The organism is Archangium violaceum (assembly GCF_016859125.1).
Lineage (GTDB): Bacteria > Myxococcota > Myxococcia > Myxococcales > Myxococcaceae > Archangium > Archangium violaceum_A.
Map to the genome: position 1 here is coordinate 2,261,992 of NZ_CP069338.1, position 13,954 is coordinate 2,275,945.

The window sequence follows — 13,954 nt, forward strand, 5'->3', positions numbered from 1 at the left end:
CACTTCTCTGGTCACTTCGTCACAATCGACTTCTGGAATCACGTTCGCGGGAAACCACGGCCCCGATTCAGCGCCGCAGTTCCTCGCTGCACGCCATGCAGTGACGCGCCTCGGGGATGGCCCGCAGCCGGTGCCGGCCGATCGCCCCGCCGCAGCGCGCGCAGTGCCCGAAGTCCCCCTGCGCGATGCGCACCAGCGCGTCGTCGATGTCCTTCAACTCCCGCTGCTCCCGCTCCGACAACTGCTCGAGCACCTCCTCCGCGCTTCCCTCCGCCGGCTCGTCCACGAGCTCAGCCTCCCGCCCGCGCCTCAGCCCCTCGGCCTCCGCCAGGGTGTCTCGCGGCAGGCCACGCAGGCTGCTCCGCCGCTGCAGCAACGCCGCCCGTGCCTCGTTCTCCCACGTGTCCATCATGATGCGCCCTCACTTCTCCGGCGCGCCGCACGGGCCCGCCGCCATATGGCTCCAGCCTCGTTTCAGGAAACGTGCCTCGCGCATCCGCTCCTGAATCCCGCCTCACCTGCGCAAGGATTGCGGGTCTCCCCGGGTCCCTCCGCACCCCTTGCGCACCCAGGCGGGCTGCTCTCTCGTACCCTCGCTGGAACGGCCCTTGCTCCGAGCCGCATCATGTCCCCTCTCTCCACCCACCCCGCTCCGGGCCCGCTCCTCCAGGGGCTCCTCCCGCGTGAGCACGGCGTCTGGTTCCAGCTCGGTCTGCCCCTGGTCACCGCCCTGTTCGTCTCCGGCGCACCGGCCAGCGCCCTCTGGCTCTCGGGGGCCGCTCTCGCCTGCCTGCTCGCCCATGAGCCGCTGGTCCTGCTGCTCGGCCACCGGGGAGCCCGCCGCGGTGAGCGTGACGGGGGCCGTGCACGGACATGGGGCCTCCTGGTGGGCGCGGTGGGCGCGGTGTGCTTCGCGCTCGGCGCCCTCACGCTGCCGCCCGAGGCCCGGCCCTTCCTCGCGATGCCCCTCATCCTCGGCGGCGAGGTGCTCCTGCTCGTGTGGAACCGCCAGGAGCGCACGCTCTCCGGAGAGGTGCTCGCCTCACTCGCGCTCGGCGCCTGGGCCGTCCCCGTCGCCATGGCCGGAGGCATGCCGGCCTCCACCGCGATGACGCTCTGGGGCACCTATGGGCTGTCCTTCGCGCTGGCCACCCTCGCCGTCCGCCTCGTCATCGCCAGCCACCGGCCCCGCGCCCACCGCACACGGCTGCGGTGCACGGGCGCCGTCCTGGTGACGGCCCTGCTCGCCACGGCCGTGCTCTGGGCGCTCGACTCCGGGCTTCACCCGCTGCGCGTGGTGGCGCTATTGCCCGTGGGCCTCGTGGCGCTCGGGTTGTGCGTGGCCCTGCCCTCGCCCCGGCGGCTGCACTCCATCGGCTGGACGCTGGGGGTGGCCGGGACGCTCACGCTGGTGCTGCTCGGCGTGGGGCTCTCCTAGCGCGCCGAGGCCCGCTCCGTGGCCAGCTGCCGCGCGCGCTTCTCCACCGCGCGCACCGTGTCCATCACCGCGTCCTTCTGGCCCAGGCCGGCCAGGAAGCCCGGGATGGAGCCACCGGGCTCCACGGTGAAGCGGTACACGAAGTGGACCTTGCCCTCGCCGCGCGGGGTGAAGAGCCAGCTGCCCTCGTTGTGGAGCAGCCGCACCACGCCCTTGCGCGCCGGCAGCGCCTGGTTCTCCGGCACCCACTTCTGACGGAACTCCCCCGTCCCGTCCGCCGCCAGCACCTGCTCGTCCACCACCTTGAGCACGTAGTCGCGGTTGGAGATGATGGGCAGGTTCAGCCGCGTGTACGTCACGCGCGAGCCGTCCGGCCCCGACGCGAGCACCCGCGACTCCGTCACGTACGGCATCCAGTGGCGGAAGCTCTCGTGATCCCTGAGCGCGGATTGGACGTCCTGGATGCTTGCGTCCAGCTCACCCTCCGCCCAGATTTCTCGCCCGCCGGGAATGTCCGGACGCATCCGTACGCGGATGACCACATCCCCGTCCGCGACCTTCTCCCACGTCTCGGCGCCAATGACGGCACCCGCAGCCAACGCGACCACCAGGACCAGTAGGCCCTTCATGTTCGACTCCCCTCACTGTGAGGCGGGCCCCGGCCGGTCTCCCGCCCTCCACCAACACCCTCGCCGCCAGAAGCATCGACTTTTGGCACCGGCCAGGGCACGAAGGTAGCCATATGATCGGCCACCTGACAGCCCCCCCACCGGAGCGCGGGCTCTTCTGCAATCGAACCCTCAACATGAGGGCCATCAAAGCCATCGGGTATGACATGGATTACACGCTCATCCACTACAAAGTGGAAGCGTGGGAACAACGAGCCTACGAACATATGAGGGATCGGCTCGTGGCCCAAGGCTGGCCCGTGGCCCACCTGACGTTCGAGCCGATGCTGGCCATGCGCGGCCTCATCATCGACACCGAGAAGGGCAACCTCCTCAAGGCCAACCGCTTCGGGTTCGTGAAGAAGGCGCTCCACGGCACCCGGACCATGGACTTCGAGACACAGCGCAACGAGTACGCCCGCACCATCATCGACCTGTCCGAGCGCCGCTGGGTCTTCCTCAATACCCTTTTCTCACTTTCCGAGGCGTGCCTCTACGCCCAGGTGGTGGACCTGCTGGACGCCGGCAAGCTCGCGGGCCCCATGGGCTACGCCGACGTCTACGAGCACGTGCGCCGCAGCCTCGACGCCACGCACATGGAGGGCAAGCTCAAGGCGGAGATCATCGCCGACCCGGGGCGCTACGTGCTGGCCGAGTCGGACACGGCGCTCGCGCTGCTGGACCAGAAGAACGCGGGCAAGAGGCTGCTGCTCATCACCAACAGCGAGTGGGCCTACACGCTGCCCATGATGCACGCCGCGTTCGACCCGTACCTGCCCAGGGGGATGACGTGGCGCGAGCTGTTCGACGTGGTCATCGTCAGCGCGCGCAAGCCCGAGTTCTTCACCACGCGCTCCTCGCTCTTCGAGGTGGTGACGGAGCCGGGACAGGAGGGCCTGCTGCGCCCGCACTCGGGGCCGCTCAAGCCGGGGGTGCCCTACTTCGGCGGCAGCGCCACGGAGGTGGAGCGCTCGCTGGGCATGAGCGGGGATGAAATCCTCTACGTGGGCGACCACATGTTCGGCGACGTGCACGTCACCAAGAACGTGCTGCGCTGGCGCACCGCGCTCATCCTGCGCGAGCTGGAGGATGAGATCCGCGCCATCAGCGCCTTCCGCGCCACCGAGGCGCGGCTCGAGGAGCGCATGGTGCACAAGGAGCGGCTGGAGGCGGAGTCCTGCCAGGTGAAGTTGGAGCTGCAGCGGCGGCGGCTGGGCTACGGCCCGCGCGATCCCTCGGCCCCCGACGAGCAGCTCCACGCCCGCGCCGCCGAGCTGCGCCTGCAACTGGAGGCGCTCGACGCGGAGCTGGGCCCCATGGCCCGCGCCGCCAGCGAGCTGTCCAACCCCATCTGGGGCCTGCTGACGCGGGCGGGCAACGACAAGAGCCACCTGGCGCGCCAGGTGGAGCGCTACGCGGACATCTACACGTCGCGGGTGAGCAACTTCCTCTTCGCCACGCCGTTCGTCTACCTGCGCAGCCCCCGCGGCAGCCTGCCGCACGACCCGAGCTCCCCGGGAGGCACGCCCGTCCTCGCGTCCAACGCCGCGGAGACGAGCGCGCCCTGAGGAGCACCCGGGCGCTTCATCTGCGTGCGCTCCAGGAGGCGGGAGCGTACGCGGAGCCCATGGGCACCGGACGCACGCCGGCCTCGTACCGCGCCGCCGCCCGGCTCCAGCACCGGGCGAGCCCCAGCACCACCAGCACCAGCGGCACCGCGCACACCAGGTCCGTCGCGTAGTGGAAGCGGCCCACCAGGGTGGCCACGATGAGGCCGATCCCCGGCAGCAACATCACCCGGAAGACGCGCCGCTCGAAGCGGAAGGCATACACGAGCACCACCAGCGTGGTGCCGGTGTGCCCCGAGGGGAAGCAGTCCTTCGAGAAGGGCGGCGTGCGCATCACCGAGTCCAGGAAGGGCGTGAGCCACAGCCCCTTCAGCGGCTCGGGGAAGTCATTGAAGAGGAAGTAGCGCGGGCCGATGGCCGGCACCAGCGCGTAGCAGAAGTAGTTGAAGGCGAAGAGCAGACCGAGCGCCAACAGGTACTCGTCGAAGGCGTCACGGCGCCGGGTGAAGTACAGCACCGCGGCCAGCACCAGCGGCCAGAGGAAGTGGCCGTAGTAGCAGAGCATCAGGAGCTCGGTGAGCCAGGGCGGCACCCACTGCCCGAGCACCACCGAGGTGTACGCACCGACCATCCGCAACTCGAGGGCGGCGAGCTGGGAATCTCGCAGCACCGGGGTGACGGCCGTCACGAGGGGCGCGAGCATCTCGTGTCCGAGGCCCAGCACCGGCAGCAACCAGAAGGACGCCACGAAGGCCACCAGCCGCCGCCTGGGGAAGGTGGCCTCCAGGGTGCGCAGCACCAGCGGCCCGAGCGCGAAGACGGTGAAGTAGACGGCGGACCGTGTGGAGCCGGGAGCCCACCGGGCGGGCCCCACCAGCGCCAGGGCCGCCAGCGCGCACGACACCAGGATGACGACGTCCACGCCTCGCAGGTACACGTCCCGCGCATCCCAGAAGGCGGCGCGTGGGGACGCCCCCTGTTGGCGCGCGCCCACCGCCGCGACGGGAGCCACGGCGGCCTCGGCGCGCTTGCCGGGCTCCAGGCTCCGAGCCATTCCCCTCTCGACACTCTCCTCGTCCAGGACCTGCTGAGGACGTCCCATGACTCCGCCCCACCACTTAGTTAGCTATTAGTAACTAACTAAGCCTTTGACGCGGAGGGAATCAAGAGGGGGGTGTCCGCACTCCTATTGCGTGCGCCGCCAGAGGTCCTGCAGGTCGCGGGAGAGGTTGCTCTCCACGTCCTGGGCCTCGCCCTCGGAGATGTGCTCACGCAGCCCCAGGAAGACGGCGCGCACGATGGGCTCCACCTCGGAGACGTCCTTGCGCAGGTCCTCCGCCACCGCCCGCAGGAAGTCGTCCCGGCTCTTGCCCAGGGTGCGTCCGGGCTTCTGGGCCTCGTCCTTGGGCAGGAAGTCCAACAGCTTGCGCGGCAGCTGCGCCTGGAGATCCTTCGCCTCCTCCGGTTGGATGCGGTGCAGCAGTGCGTTGACGACCGACACCGCGGCACATTCGGCCAGGCCGGCATCGAGCTTTCCCACCTCGGACAGGTGTTTGATGAAGGCGGCGTAGGTGGAGCCGATGTGGGACTGGTGGCGCTTCTCACTACGGCTCTGGGGGGCTCCCGGGGCTCCCGGTGGAGTGTCGGCCATGTCGCTCTCCTCGCGCGGTGTGTCGTTTGTCGAAAGGTGGGCACGCCCCGGGATGAGGGGGATGGCCGATCACACGGGCGACGCGGGGGGGCGGCTCCGGGCCGGCCGCCTGGGGAACGAGCGGGCGGCCGGGGCGGATCAGCAGGGCATGTCAGACCCCTCCAATATGAGTAGAGTCGTGAGCCACTCGACCACCAACGGCGCGTTGCGAGTCCTGGAACAAGGGAACCTTCTCGGCGGGGCGGACCTGATGCCTCTTCTCGGCAAGAGCGGACAAAAGAAGCGCTCCCGCAAGAAGGTGGAGCAGAAGCCGGCGTTCGCCACGGCGCTGGCGCTGGTGGTGCAGCGCGGGCGTCAGGTCGCCAAGGAGATCGGCAAGACGGCGCTGTCGCGCTGCCCTCGCTGTGGACACGTGGGGCCGACACAGCAGGACTTCGGCACCCGCATCATCCGGGGCGAGCGCCGGCCGCAGTCGTGGTGCCGCAACTGCCGCAAGGTGAACCTGCCGCCGCTCAAGGCCCTGCCGAGCGCCTCGGGCCGGGAAGTGAAGGCGACCCGGGTGGAGACGGCCAACGAGAAGCCCGTGAAGACCCGGCGCCAGGAGGCCCTCAAGTTCTCCGAGGAGGGCTGGCTGTTCCCTCCGGAAGTGCTGTCGGGCGGCAAGCGCCGCGACTCCTGAGCCACGCCCACCGGGCAACCGCTCGGAGCCTCCGTCCGCTCCTCGTGGGATGACGTCACCGCCCCTCGCGCTCATTCCTCCTCTGAAGTCTGTCCAAGGAGGAACGACACATGGCGGTTCGGACGGATACCGTGGGTATCAAGAACCTGCGTCAGGCGAGCGCGCACTCCGCTCAGCCCAGCCAGCACACCAGCAAGGGAAAGCCCCTCCCCTTCCGGGATGAGATTCCGCTGCTCCGGCGCGAACGGTTGCTGGCCCGGGCCCGGCTGGGGCCCGCGGCGGAGCCCCACCTGCCGAAGATTCCCCGGACGGAGGCCCCGGTGCGCGGGCGCAAGAAGCCGCCCAGCCAGATGCACATCAAGCGCAACGGTGGATGAACGCGGTCAACAAATCGGGGACACGCGCGGTTCACGGTCTATGCTGGGGGTGAATGAGCGACGCGCTGTTCTCCTCGGAGTTCGAACCGGCTGACACACGCTACCTGTGGCGGCTGTGGTTCGCGGACATTCTGGACCTGGCCACCTCGGCGCTGCTGGGCTGGGGTGCCCTGCGCGCGGTGGACGTGGATCGCACGCCGCGCGCGCTCGTGGTGGCCGGGGTGGTGACGTGGCTCCTCATGTCCGTGGCGGGCGGGCTGAGCGGCTGGACGCTGTGGCGGGGACTGGTGGGCCTGCGGCTGGTGACGGACGGGGGCGCACCGGGCCCCGTGCGAGGCTTCATCCGGGCCTTCCTCGTCCCGGTGGATCTGCTCATCTCGCCCATGCTGCAACGGCGGTACTGCGACCGCTCGCTCAAGGTGCAGCCGGAGGCGGTGCCGCTCCTGACGAAGAAATGGCAGCGCGCGCTGGGCTGGCAGGGCTTCTGGCTGCTGATGGTGTTCGCGTCGGCGTGGTTCGTGGTGATGCCCACCCGGCGCGAGGCCCTCTCGTACCTGAAGAAGCTGGATGGGTGGCGCTGCTGTCACGCGAGGACGCCGCCCTCGCCCTTCAAGTGCACGACCTCGGTGTCGCGCGCGGTGAGAGAGGCGGAAGACGGTGATGCCCGGGCCCGGGCCATCGTGGCGGACTGTCCGAGGGCCGCGGCCAGGATGGGGCGCTGAGCCTGCGAGCGCCCGGCCAGGGAATGGTTGGGCGGGGGATGGAAAAACGGCCCGAGCGTCCTTACCTCCCACTCAGGAGGCCATCATCCATGGCAGTCAGGACTCGGGAAGCAGGTATCAAGAACAAGCGGCGGATGGCGAATGTCGACGAGGCGCAGACGAACCGTCAGGCCCCGGGACTCAGCAATGGGCGCAAGACCGTGCCCCGTGATCAGGCCGCGGCGCTGCGTCGCCAGAAGCTGATGCGCAAGGCCACGCCCGGCCCGGCCATGACGGAGCCGGTGGGGCACGGGCCCGCCACCACCGAGGTGCGGCCCGGCAAGAAGACCCTCTCGCGACGGAAGGCCAAGCGCGGCAATACCGTCTGACCCTCCCGCCCCATCCGACAATTCGAACCCGACAGATGGACCGGCCCCTGGTCAATCCGGCCGGCCATCCCTACCTCACATGGGGGAGGACCCATGCCAGAGAAGACCAAGCAGCTGCGCGCCAAGCGGGCCAAGGCCAAGGGCACGACGATGACAGTGATGGCCTCGGATACCGGTGACGTCCCCGCAGGCAAGAGCGCCCACGCCCTCAAGAAGAGCCGCGGCATCGCCGGCCGCACCCGCACCACCGAGCGCTCCGTCAGCCGGCGCCGCCCACCCGGCGAAGGCAAGACGGCCCAGAGCGCCAAGCTGCCCCTGCCCGAGACCGGCAGCAGCACCTCACGCCGCAAGACGATTCCGGACGAGGCCGCCGCCACCTACCGCCAGGGGCACCGCCGCAAGACGGTGGCCACCGAGAACGCCGCCGCCTACCGCCGCGAGGAGCGGCCCAAGGTTCCGCGCAACGAGGCGAAGCAGCGCCAGGAGACGCGCAGCAAGCGCGGCTCACCCGTGCAGGGCCGCAAGAAGGCCCCGAGCGAGATGGAAATCACCCACCGCGGCGGGCCGCGCAAGCGCCTCCGCATCCACGGCGGCTGAGGCTCCGAAACAGCGCCCACACGCATAGGGCCCACCCCACGGGTGACGCCGCTGGCGCTCCCGTGCAACCACTCGACGCCTCCGCTTCCTCGAGTGGAAGGGGGGCGCAGGGTGTGAAGCAGCGGCACGCCTCCGCCCCCTCGGGCTCCAGGCGCGCGCACACGCCGCCCGCCGCGCACTGCGCGTCCTCGGAACAGGCGGCGCCGTAGTTCCCCTCCTGCAGTGCGTACTGCAGGCAGCGGCCCGGCCCGTCCTCCGTCACGGAGACACAGGAGAGTCCCGCGGGGCACTCGGCGTCGCGCGTGCACGCGGCGGTGCAGAGGGACTCGGGCGCGAGCACCGGACCCTGGGGCTCCGGGCGCTCGGCGAGGAAGGGCTGGATGAAGTCCTCGAGCAGCGCCTCCACGCGGACGTTGAGGGCCTCCTTCCGACAGGCCACGTCGCCGCTCGCGGTGATTCCCACCAGCACCTCGCGCCCGTCCGCTCCGCGCGCCAGCACGGGACCGCCACTGTCTCCCACGCAGCTCATCGCCGGAGCGGGCCCCGCGTGGAACGCGCCCGGCTCCACCTCCGTCACTTCCAGCACGCCCTGGCGCCGCTGGCCCGCGGGGGCTCCGTCCTCCTTCGTCTCTCCGAAGCCCACCACCCTCGCCGCCTGGCCTGGCTCCAGCGCTCCCCAGCCGGGCTCCGGCAGTGGCAGCGGTGACACGTCCACCGGCTTCGCCAGACGCAGCAGCGCCGCGTCATGGGCGTGCGTCGTCCGGGCGTAGCGCGGGTGACGCACCGCGCGCGCCACCCGGACGAAGCGGCCTCCCGGCTCGGGCTCCGGCAGCAGCCGCTCGCCGAGGAAGATTTCGTAGTCGCCCTCCTCGCCGAAGATCTCCAGGCAGTGCGCCGCCGTCAGCACCACGTCTGGCGCCACCAGCGCCCCCGAGCACAGCAGCGCCTCCGCGTCTTGTGCGCACCGCGCTCGACGGGGGAGAAGCGCCACCACCGCCGTGTCTCCCGGTGCGGCCGTGCCTCCGACCACCGCGTCCGTGCGCGGCGTGGGACTCGGGGGGAACTCGGGTGGGGCGGAGATGGGGGCGCAGGCCACGCAGAGCGTCCACAGTGTCGTGAACAGAATCGCTTGGGTTCCGCCAGGGCCCTCGAGACCCTCACCCCGGCCCTCTCCCGGAGGGAGAGGGTGCTCGCGACCCGGGTTCATCCGATTACCGCGCCTGAGTGCTCGCGCTCACCGCGCCCTGTTCTTCTCGCTGGGCCGTCTCCGCCAGCGCGGCCGTCTCCTCTCGCAGCCTGCCCAGTCGCTCCCGATGCCGCGTCAGCTGCACCTCCAACCGCCTCGCCTCCGCCCCGTCTCCTCTCGACTCCGCTTCCTTCCGCTCCTGCTCCAGCCTCTCGATGTCCCGCCCCAGCAGCTCCGTGATGCGCACCAGCTTCCCGTGCCGCCACGCCGCCGTCTGCGGCTTCTCCGGCTCGATGGGATCGTTCTGCTGCGGCAACGGATTCGCCACCTCGGGCTCCGGCACCTCGTCCCCGGGTCCGAGGGGCACCACCGTCCCCCGCCCCTCCGCGATCTCCATGCGTGGCGCGGCCTTCACCGGCTCGGGATTCGTCGGCGCGGGGACAACAGGGGATACGACGGGCGGCGTCGGCGTGGACGCCACGGGAGACGCCGTCACGCGCGGACCCGCCTTCTCCGAGGGCCTCACCTCCGGCCCGGGCCAGAAGATGCGCAGCGCCAACGCCGCCCCCAACAGCAGGCCCGCGGCGAGCGGTGGAACGAATCGGGACCGGTTGTTCATCATGCTCCTCACAGGCGCAGCTTCCACCCGTCCGGATGCCGCTCCACACGCAGGAGCAGCGGTTGCTCGCGGACCTGCCCATCCCGAGCCACCCGCGCACGCACCACCACCGCGTTCGGGTCGCGCCCGTCCACCTTCACGTCCAGCACCTCCACCAGGGAGAAGCCGTGCGCGTTCATCTCGTCCACCGTCGCGCGGCAGGTGTCGGCCGCCTTGCCGATCAGCAGGGCGCCGAGCACCGCGCAGTCCCCCCCGGGCAGCGCCTCGAAGAAGCGCTGCACCGTGTCCCGCGCGGCCTCGGTCTTTCTCGACTCCGGATTGCAGGCGAGGGCGGCCAGCAGGCCCAGCCACAACGCGGCACGCGGCACCGCCCTCACCGTCAGCGAGCGCATCATCAGTAGCAGTTGGGAGCGTACATCTCGTCGTCGCTCGCGGAGGCGAACTGGTCGTCGCAGTAGGCGCTCGCCAGCGCGTGGCCGTTGCGCACGCAGCCGTCGTGGTTGGTGGCGTCCAGCGTGTACTGGGTGTCACCGCCGCAACCGCCGCCGCAGCGGCCGAAACAGTTGCCCATCACCTTCGGGCGGCTCCAGTGGTCCGGCTCGCCGCACACCCACGAGCCACTGCGCAGGTAGTACTCGTCGCCACTGCACGTGCCGTGGTTGCCGAGCTGGGCGATCTGCTGGTTGATGGTCGAGTCGAAGCCGCCATGCTGGCAGTCGTGCTTCGCGTACGAGTACCAGTTGTAGGAGCCACCGCAGCTGCCCGTCCAGGAGCCATTGCACTTCGCGTAGCTGCACAGCATGGTGTAGCCACGGCCCTGCTCGCCCATGACCGTGCGCTGCAGCTCCACCGTCGTCGGATGCTGCGACCACAGGCTCACCGCGCGCCGCAGGTACTTCGCCTCGGCCGCCGCCGCGTCACCCGCCGGCAGCTGCGAGTTGAGCGCCGCGTACAGGCCGGACAAGAGCTCACGGTCCCCGTCCAGCATCTGCGTGCCCTGCCCGCTCTCCTCCGCGAAGCCGTCCAGCGTCGACACGCCATTCACCGCGTCCACCAGGCCCGTCAGCGTCATGCCGTTCTGCCGCACCTCGATGCGGTAGACGCCCTGCTCCACCTCCCGCGAGGCGAAGCGCGCCTCCGAGCCCCCCTGCGTGAAGCGGCCGGACACCACACCGGCCTCCTGCGTCAGCTCCAGCCCGTCCGCCGCTCGTCCCGCCTCGGCGGACCCGCTGTCCTGCCCTCCGCAGCCCCACAGCATCATCGCGGTGACCGCTCCCAAGACTTTCCGCATAAGCTCGTATCCCTCTTGCGCGGGCGTTTCCCAAATGCGCATAGAACGAGAGGAATCCAGATTTAGCGGAACTGTCGTTTTCCAGCAAGTCGGGGTGCGTCAAAGCCCCACGTCGTCCCGGTGGAAGAGGGGCAGCGCCCCTGCGGCGCGAACCAGTCCTTGAGCGTTCTCCGGCAGGGACTCGTGGGCCCCCGTGACGAGCAGTCCCCCGGGAGCCAGACGTTCCAGGAGCCGCATCAGCACCTCGTGCTGCACGGACCTCGCGAAGTAGGTGAAGGCCACGTTGCGGCAGAGCACCAGGTGGAAGGGGCCCTCGGGCATGCGCTGGCGCAGATCCTCACAGCGGAAGCCGATGCCCTCGCGGTACTCGGGCCGCAGGCACAGCTCGCCCTCCTGGGGCGTGAAGGCCTCGTCCACCCAATCGGAGGGGAGCTCGCGCAACGTGGCGCGCCGGTAGCAGCCACGGCGGGCGCGCTCCAGGAGCGAGGCATCCGCGTCGGTGGCCACCAGCTCCAGGCGGAAGTCCGGGAAGCGCGGCCGCAGGCCCAGGTGGAAGAGGACGGCCACGGTATAGGGCTCCTCGCCCGAGGCACACCCCGCGCTCCACACGCGCAGGACACGCTCCCCGCGAGCGCGAGCGGCCTCCATCACCCGGGGAAGGAGCGGCTCACGGAGCGCATCGAAGACGCCCTGGTCCCGGTAGAAGCGCGAGATGGTGACGCGGCACAGGGCGTCCAGCACGGCCCGCTCGGCGGGGTCCGCCTCCAGCCGCTCGAGGTACGCGGACAATCCCGCCACACCGAGCGCCTTCATCCTCCGGCCCACGCGCTTGCACACCTGCCCGCGCACGCGGCGGAAGCCCTCGTAACGCAGGCCCAGGCGCGGCGCGGCCCACCGCAGCAACTCCAGACACTCGGCATCCGTCACGTGGCACCTCCCTGAACGGAGTCAGTCGAGAAATCGGCGTTCCCAGCGACGCCTGTCCTCCGGGCCGAAGTCCTTGTCGAACAGGGGCCCCTCGTAGAGCCAGGGTTCCAGCACGCGCGCCAGCTCGCGGTAGGCGGGCGGTGTGCGGCCCTGCTCGGTATCACCTGCTTCCGGCCACTCCCCCAGCGTCACCACCGCCCGCTCCCCGTCCAACATGGCACGCGCTCACCAGAAGACTCCTTCGCGAGGGCCAATCAGCTCGACCTCGGGCCCGAATGCTTCCCTGTAGATGTCTCCTTGGAGCTTACCCTCGTAGCGGTGTCCCACGGGGTACCGCCTCCATCTGGGCTGCTCCTCGAAGTTCACACCCAGCTTCATCCCGGCACACGTCATGGCCACCTCGTGCATCTCCAGCCCGAGCCGCATGGCCCACGTCACGCCGCGCCCCTTCGCGTCCACCGTCATCTATTGGCATCAAGGGGACGCTCCAGCGCAGCTTCAAGGGCTCCATCCAGGTGGTGGAGGCGCAGCCGGATGGCTCCTGGAGTAACCCGGTTCTCACCGTCTCCAACCACCTCCCCCAGTGGCTCGGGTACGCCGTGCGCGACGCCTGCTCCATCGAAGGAGAGGGGTGCGACAACGGTGGTGCCTCCTGCTGCAATAATCTCTACTGCATGACGGAGAGTGGCGAGTCTTGCACCACGGAAGCCAACTGCACCTGCAGGCCTCCTGAGCGCTGGTAGCACCGCATCAGTGACGAGGGGGCTTGCCTCGAGCACGCCCCTCCCGTCCGCCCTCCGGGTCTTTACGTCGGCGAGCGCGGACCTAGCGGCGCGTGAGCTTGCAGCCCAGGGATCTGGTGCCGCTCTTGACCTCGAAGTAGTACTGGCCGGGTTTGCTCATGGATATCAGCGCGAAGCGCTCGCAGATGCGCGCGCGCTGATAGTTATCGTAGCTCCCGTACTGGTCGTAGGCGGTGATCGTCCTGGGCGTGGCCTCCCCCTGAAGGATGCCGGTGATCTTCGCCGTGCTCGCACTCTCCATCTCGAAGCTGTCCACGGTCTCGAACACGTAGACGGTCGTGTCGGACTGCGCCGAGGCGAACGGCAGGGGCGAAAGCGTGAGCAGCAGCGCGGCGCTGGAAATGAGTGCCTTGAGGTTCATGATGTGGGTCCCCCCTCGAATGGGTACGTTGCACGCGGGGTTCTAGCCCAAGCTCACGCCGGGAGCACTTCTCGTCGTGAATCAATCCCGCGCCGAAGTGTTGGAGCACTCAGGAGCCCATCATGAATCGACCCAAGTACCGCCTGCTCGCCCTGTCGCTGACCTGCCTGGCCGCGGGAGCCACCGGCTACGGCGTCAGCGAGGCCGCGACGAAGCGCGGCACGAGCACCGGCGCCAACTCGTCCCTCGCGGCCGAGATGGTGGCCGCGCACAACCAGGCCCGGGCGAAGGCGAAGCCCACGCCGAAGCCGGCGCTGCCACCCCTCACCTGGTCGGAGGACGCCGCCAAGGTCGCGCGGGCCTACGCGGCCCAGTGCAGGTTCGAGCACAACAAGAACCGGGGCAAATACGGGGAGAACCTCGCGGCCGCGGCGCCCCCGGACTCCAAGACGAACACGCAGGTGGTCCAGGACTGGGTGTCCGAGTCCGCCGACTACTCATACGCGACGAACAAGTGCGCGCCGGGCAAGGTGTGCGGCCACTACACGCAGGTGGTGTGGCGCAACACGACGCAGGTGGGCTGCGCGAGCGTCACCTGCACGAAGAACTCGCCCTTCGGCGCGAAGTTCCCCACCTGGCGGCTCTGGGTGTGCAACTACGCGCCGCCGGGCAACTACGTGGGGCAGAAGCCGTACTGAC

General features: G+C 70.1%; 20 protein-coding genes. 8 read left to right on the forward strand and 12 right to left on the reverse strand.

What is annotated here, in order from left to right; all coding sequences use genetic code 11:
• Positions 1 to 67: 67 nt before the first annotated feature.
• On the reverse strand, positions 68 to 412 hold the full coding sequence (locus JQX13_RS09735) for a TraR/DksA family transcriptional regulator (RefSeq protein WP_239014652.1): 345 nt from the start codon (positions 410 to 412) through the stop codon (positions 68 to 70).
• Positions 413 to 625: 213 nt separating this feature from the next.
• Here JQX13_RS09735 and JQX13_RS09740 point away from each other — a divergent pair, with 213 nt between their 5' ends.
• Positions 626 to 1,438 carry a YwiC-like family protein gene (locus tag JQX13_RS09740; RefSeq protein ID WP_203408762.1) on the forward strand — a complete coding sequence of 271 codons (813 nt, stop codon included), beginning with the start codon at positions 626 to 628 and terminating at the stop codon, positions 1,436 to 1,438.
• On the opposite strand, the gene JQX13_RS09745 is transcribed toward JQX13_RS09740, so the two are convergent.
• Complete coding sequence (locus JQX13_RS09745) at positions 1,435 to 2,067, reverse strand: SRPBCC family protein (RefSeq protein ID WP_203408763.1); 633 nt, start codon at positions 2,065 to 2,067, stop codon at positions 1,435 to 1,437. The genes JQX13_RS09740 and JQX13_RS09745 overlap by 4 nt on opposite strands.
• A 113-nt stretch (positions 2,068 to 2,180) precedes the next feature.
• Between JQX13_RS09745 and JQX13_RS09750 the strand changes: the two genes are divergently transcribed.
• The gene (locus JQX13_RS09750) at positions 2,181 to 3,674 is read left to right on the forward strand and encodes an HAD-IG family 5'-nucleotidase (protein ID WP_203408764.1); all 1,494 of its coding nucleotides are present in this window, start codon (positions 2,181 to 2,183) and stop codon (positions 3,672 to 3,674) included.
• Between the two features lie 16 nt (positions 3,675 to 3,690).
• Here JQX13_RS09750 and JQX13_RS09755 read toward each other — a convergent pair whose 3' ends face one another.
• Both JQX13_RS09755 and JQX13_RS09760 read right to left on the reverse strand, forming a co-directional pair.
• Complete coding sequence (locus JQX13_RS09755) at positions 3,691 to 4,728, reverse strand: phosphatase PAP2 family protein (protein ID WP_203408765.1); 1,038 nt, start codon at positions 4,726 to 4,728, stop codon at positions 3,691 to 3,693.
• A 132-nt stretch (positions 4,729 to 4,860) separates the two neighbouring features.
• A complete protein-coding gene (locus JQX13_RS09760) occupies positions 4,861 to 5,325 on the reverse strand; it encodes a DUF2267 domain-containing protein (RefSeq protein ID WP_203408766.1) in 465 nt (154 codons plus the stop codon).
• Positions 5,326 to 5,503: 178 nt separating this feature from the next.
• Here JQX13_RS09760 and JQX13_RS09765 point away from each other — a divergent pair, with 178 nt between their 5' ends.
• The 5 genes from JQX13_RS09765 to JQX13_RS09785 all read left to right on the forward strand — a co-directional run bounded on the left by JQX13_RS09765 (position 5,504) and on the right by JQX13_RS09785 (position 8,068).
• Entirely contained in the window at positions 5,504 to 6,004 is a 501-nt protein-coding gene (locus tag JQX13_RS09765) for a hypothetical protein (RefSeq protein ID WP_203408767.1), read from the forward strand.
• Positions 6,005 to 6,114: 110 nt separating this feature from the next.
• A complete protein-coding gene (locus JQX13_RS09770; RefSeq protein ID WP_239014653.1) occupies positions 6,115 to 6,381 on the forward strand; it encodes a hypothetical protein in 267 nt (88 codons plus the stop codon).
• 53 nt (positions 6,382 to 6,434) lie between these two features.
• Positions 6,435 to 7,103: a hypothetical protein gene (locus tag JQX13_RS09775; protein ID WP_203408768.1), complete on the forward strand. Its 669-nt coding sequence runs from the start codon at positions 6,435 to 6,437 to the stop codon at positions 7,101 to 7,103.
• 89 nt (positions 7,104 to 7,192) lie between these two features.
• The gene (locus JQX13_RS09780; protein WP_203408769.1) at positions 7,193 to 7,471 is read left to right on the forward strand and encodes a hypothetical protein; all 279 of its coding nucleotides are present in this window, start codon (positions 7,193 to 7,195) and stop codon (positions 7,469 to 7,471) included.
• Positions 7,472 to 7,564: 93 nt separating this feature from the next.
• Complete coding sequence (locus tag JQX13_RS09785) at positions 7,565 to 8,068, forward strand: hypothetical protein (protein WP_203408770.1); 504 nt, start codon at positions 7,565 to 7,567, stop codon at positions 8,066 to 8,068.
• Here the strand turns inward: JQX13_RS09785 and JQX13_RS09790 are convergent.
• The 8 genes from JQX13_RS09790 to JQX13_RS09825 form a co-directional block, all read right to left on the reverse strand.
• Positions 8,019 to 9,164: a S1 family peptidase gene (locus tag JQX13_RS09790; RefSeq protein ID WP_239014654.1), complete on the reverse strand. Its 1,146-nt coding sequence runs from the start codon at positions 9,162 to 9,164 to the stop codon at positions 8,019 to 8,021. The genes JQX13_RS09785 and JQX13_RS09790 overlap by 50 nt on opposite strands.
• A 115-nt stretch (positions 9,165 to 9,279) precedes the next feature.
• Positions 9,280 to 9,876 (reverse strand): hypothetical protein, encoded by a 597-nt coding sequence (locus JQX13_RS09795; RefSeq protein WP_239015568.1) that lies wholly within the window; start codon positions 9,874 to 9,876, stop codon positions 9,280 to 9,282.
• 5 nt (positions 9,877 to 9,881) lie between these two features.
• Positions 9,882 to 10,268, reverse strand: coding sequence for a hypothetical protein (locus JQX13_RS09800; RefSeq protein ID WP_239014655.1), 387 nt, complete (start codon positions 10,266 to 10,268; stop codon positions 9,882 to 9,884).
• Positions 10,268 to 11,164 carry a hypothetical protein gene (locus tag JQX13_RS09805; protein WP_203408772.1) on the reverse strand — a complete coding sequence of 299 codons (897 nt, stop codon included), beginning with the start codon at positions 11,162 to 11,164 and terminating at the stop codon, positions 10,268 to 10,270. The genes JQX13_RS09800 and JQX13_RS09805 overlap by 1 nt, the downstream gene beginning before the upstream one ends.
• 99 nt (positions 11,165 to 11,263) lie before the next feature.
• Positions 11,264 to 12,091, reverse strand: coding sequence for a CheR family methyltransferase (locus JQX13_RS09810; protein ID WP_203408773.1), 828 nt, complete (start codon positions 12,089 to 12,091; stop codon positions 11,264 to 11,266).
• 21 nt (positions 12,092 to 12,112) lie between these two features.
• Positions 12,113 to 12,307: a type VI immunity family protein gene (locus JQX13_RS09815; RefSeq protein ID WP_203408774.1), complete on the reverse strand. Its 195-nt coding sequence runs from the start codon at positions 12,305 to 12,307 to the stop codon at positions 12,113 to 12,115.
• Positions 12,308 to 12,316: 9 nt separating this feature from the next.
• On the reverse strand, positions 12,317 to 12,556 hold the full coding sequence (locus JQX13_RS09820) for a hypothetical protein (RefSeq protein ID WP_203408775.1): 240 nt from the start codon (positions 12,554 to 12,556) through the stop codon (positions 12,317 to 12,319).
• A 360-nt stretch (positions 12,557 to 12,916) separates the two neighbouring features.
• Positions 12,917 to 13,255 (reverse strand): hypothetical protein, encoded by a 339-nt coding sequence (locus JQX13_RS09825; RefSeq protein WP_203408776.1) that lies wholly within the window; start codon positions 13,253 to 13,255, stop codon positions 12,917 to 12,919.
• Positions 13,256 to 13,377: 122 nt separating this feature from the next.
• Here JQX13_RS09825 and JQX13_RS09830 point away from each other — a divergent pair, with 122 nt between their 5' ends.
• A complete protein-coding gene (locus JQX13_RS09830; protein ID WP_239014656.1) occupies positions 13,378 to 13,953 on the forward strand; it encodes a CAP domain-containing protein in 576 nt (191 codons plus the stop codon).
• Position 13,954 lies beyond the last annotated feature (1 nt).

Coding starts and splice junctions, on each gene's coding strand:
- JQX13_RS09760 (WP_203408766.1), bottom strand. CDS start 5,325: ATGGCCGACACTCCACCGGGAGCCCCGGGAGCCCCCCAGAGCCGTAGT.
- JQX13_RS09740 (WP_203408762.1), top strand. CDS start 626: ATGTCCCCTCTCTCCACCCACCCCGCTCCGGGCCCGCTCCTCCAGGGG.
- JQX13_RS09820 (WP_203408775.1), bottom strand. CDS start 12,556: ATGACGGTGGACGCGAAGGGGCGCGGCGTGACGTGGGCCATGCGGCTC.
- JQX13_RS09830 (WP_239014656.1), top strand. CDS start 13,378: ATGAATCGACCCAAGTACCGCCTGCTCGCCCTGTCGCTGACCTGCCTG.
- JQX13_RS09750 (WP_203408764.1), top strand. CDS start 2,181: ATGATCGGCCACCTGACAGCCCCCCCACCGGAGCGCGGGCTCTTCTGC.
- JQX13_RS09770 (WP_239014653.1), top strand. CDS start 6,115: ATGGCGGTTCGGACGGATACCGTGGGTATCAAGAACCTGCGTCAGGCG.
- JQX13_RS09745 (WP_203408763.1), bottom strand. CDS start 2,067: ATGAAGGGCCTACTGGTCCTGGTGGTCGCGTTGGCTGCGGGTGCCGTC.
- JQX13_RS09785 (WP_203408770.1), top strand. CDS start 7,565: ATGCCAGAGAAGACCAAGCAGCTGCGCGCCAAGCGGGCCAAGGCCAAG.
- JQX13_RS09795 (WP_239015568.1), bottom strand. CDS start 9,876: ATGATGAACAACCGGTCCCGATTCGTTCCACCGCTCGCCGCGGGCCTG.
- JQX13_RS09780 (WP_203408769.1), top strand. CDS start 7,193: ATGGCAGTCAGGACTCGGGAAGCAGGTATCAAGAACAAGCGGCGGATG.
- JQX13_RS09735 (WP_239014652.1), bottom strand. CDS start 412: ATGATGGACACGTGGGAGAACGAGGCACGGGCGGCGTTGCTGCAGCGG.
- JQX13_RS09815 (WP_203408774.1), bottom strand. CDS start 12,307: ATGTTGGACGGGGAGCGGGCGGTGGTGACGCTGGGGGAGTGGCCGGAA.
- JQX13_RS09805 (WP_203408772.1), bottom strand. CDS start 11,164: ATGCGGAAAGTCTTGGGAGCGGTCACCGCGATGATGCTGTGGGGCTGC.
- JQX13_RS09755 (WP_203408765.1), bottom strand. CDS start 4,728: ATGGCTCGGAGCCTGGAGCCCGGCAAGCGCGCCGAGGCCGCCGTGGCT.
- JQX13_RS09825 (WP_203408776.1), bottom strand. CDS start 13,255: ATGAACCTCAAGGCACTCATTTCCAGCGCCGCGCTGCTGCTCACGCTT.
- JQX13_RS09800 (WP_239014655.1), bottom strand. CDS start 10,268: ATGATGCGCTCGCTGACGGTGAGGGCGGTGCCGCGTGCCGCGTTGTGG.
- JQX13_RS09775 (WP_203408768.1), top strand. CDS start 6,435: ATGAGCGACGCGCTGTTCTCCTCGGAGTTCGAACCGGCTGACACACGC.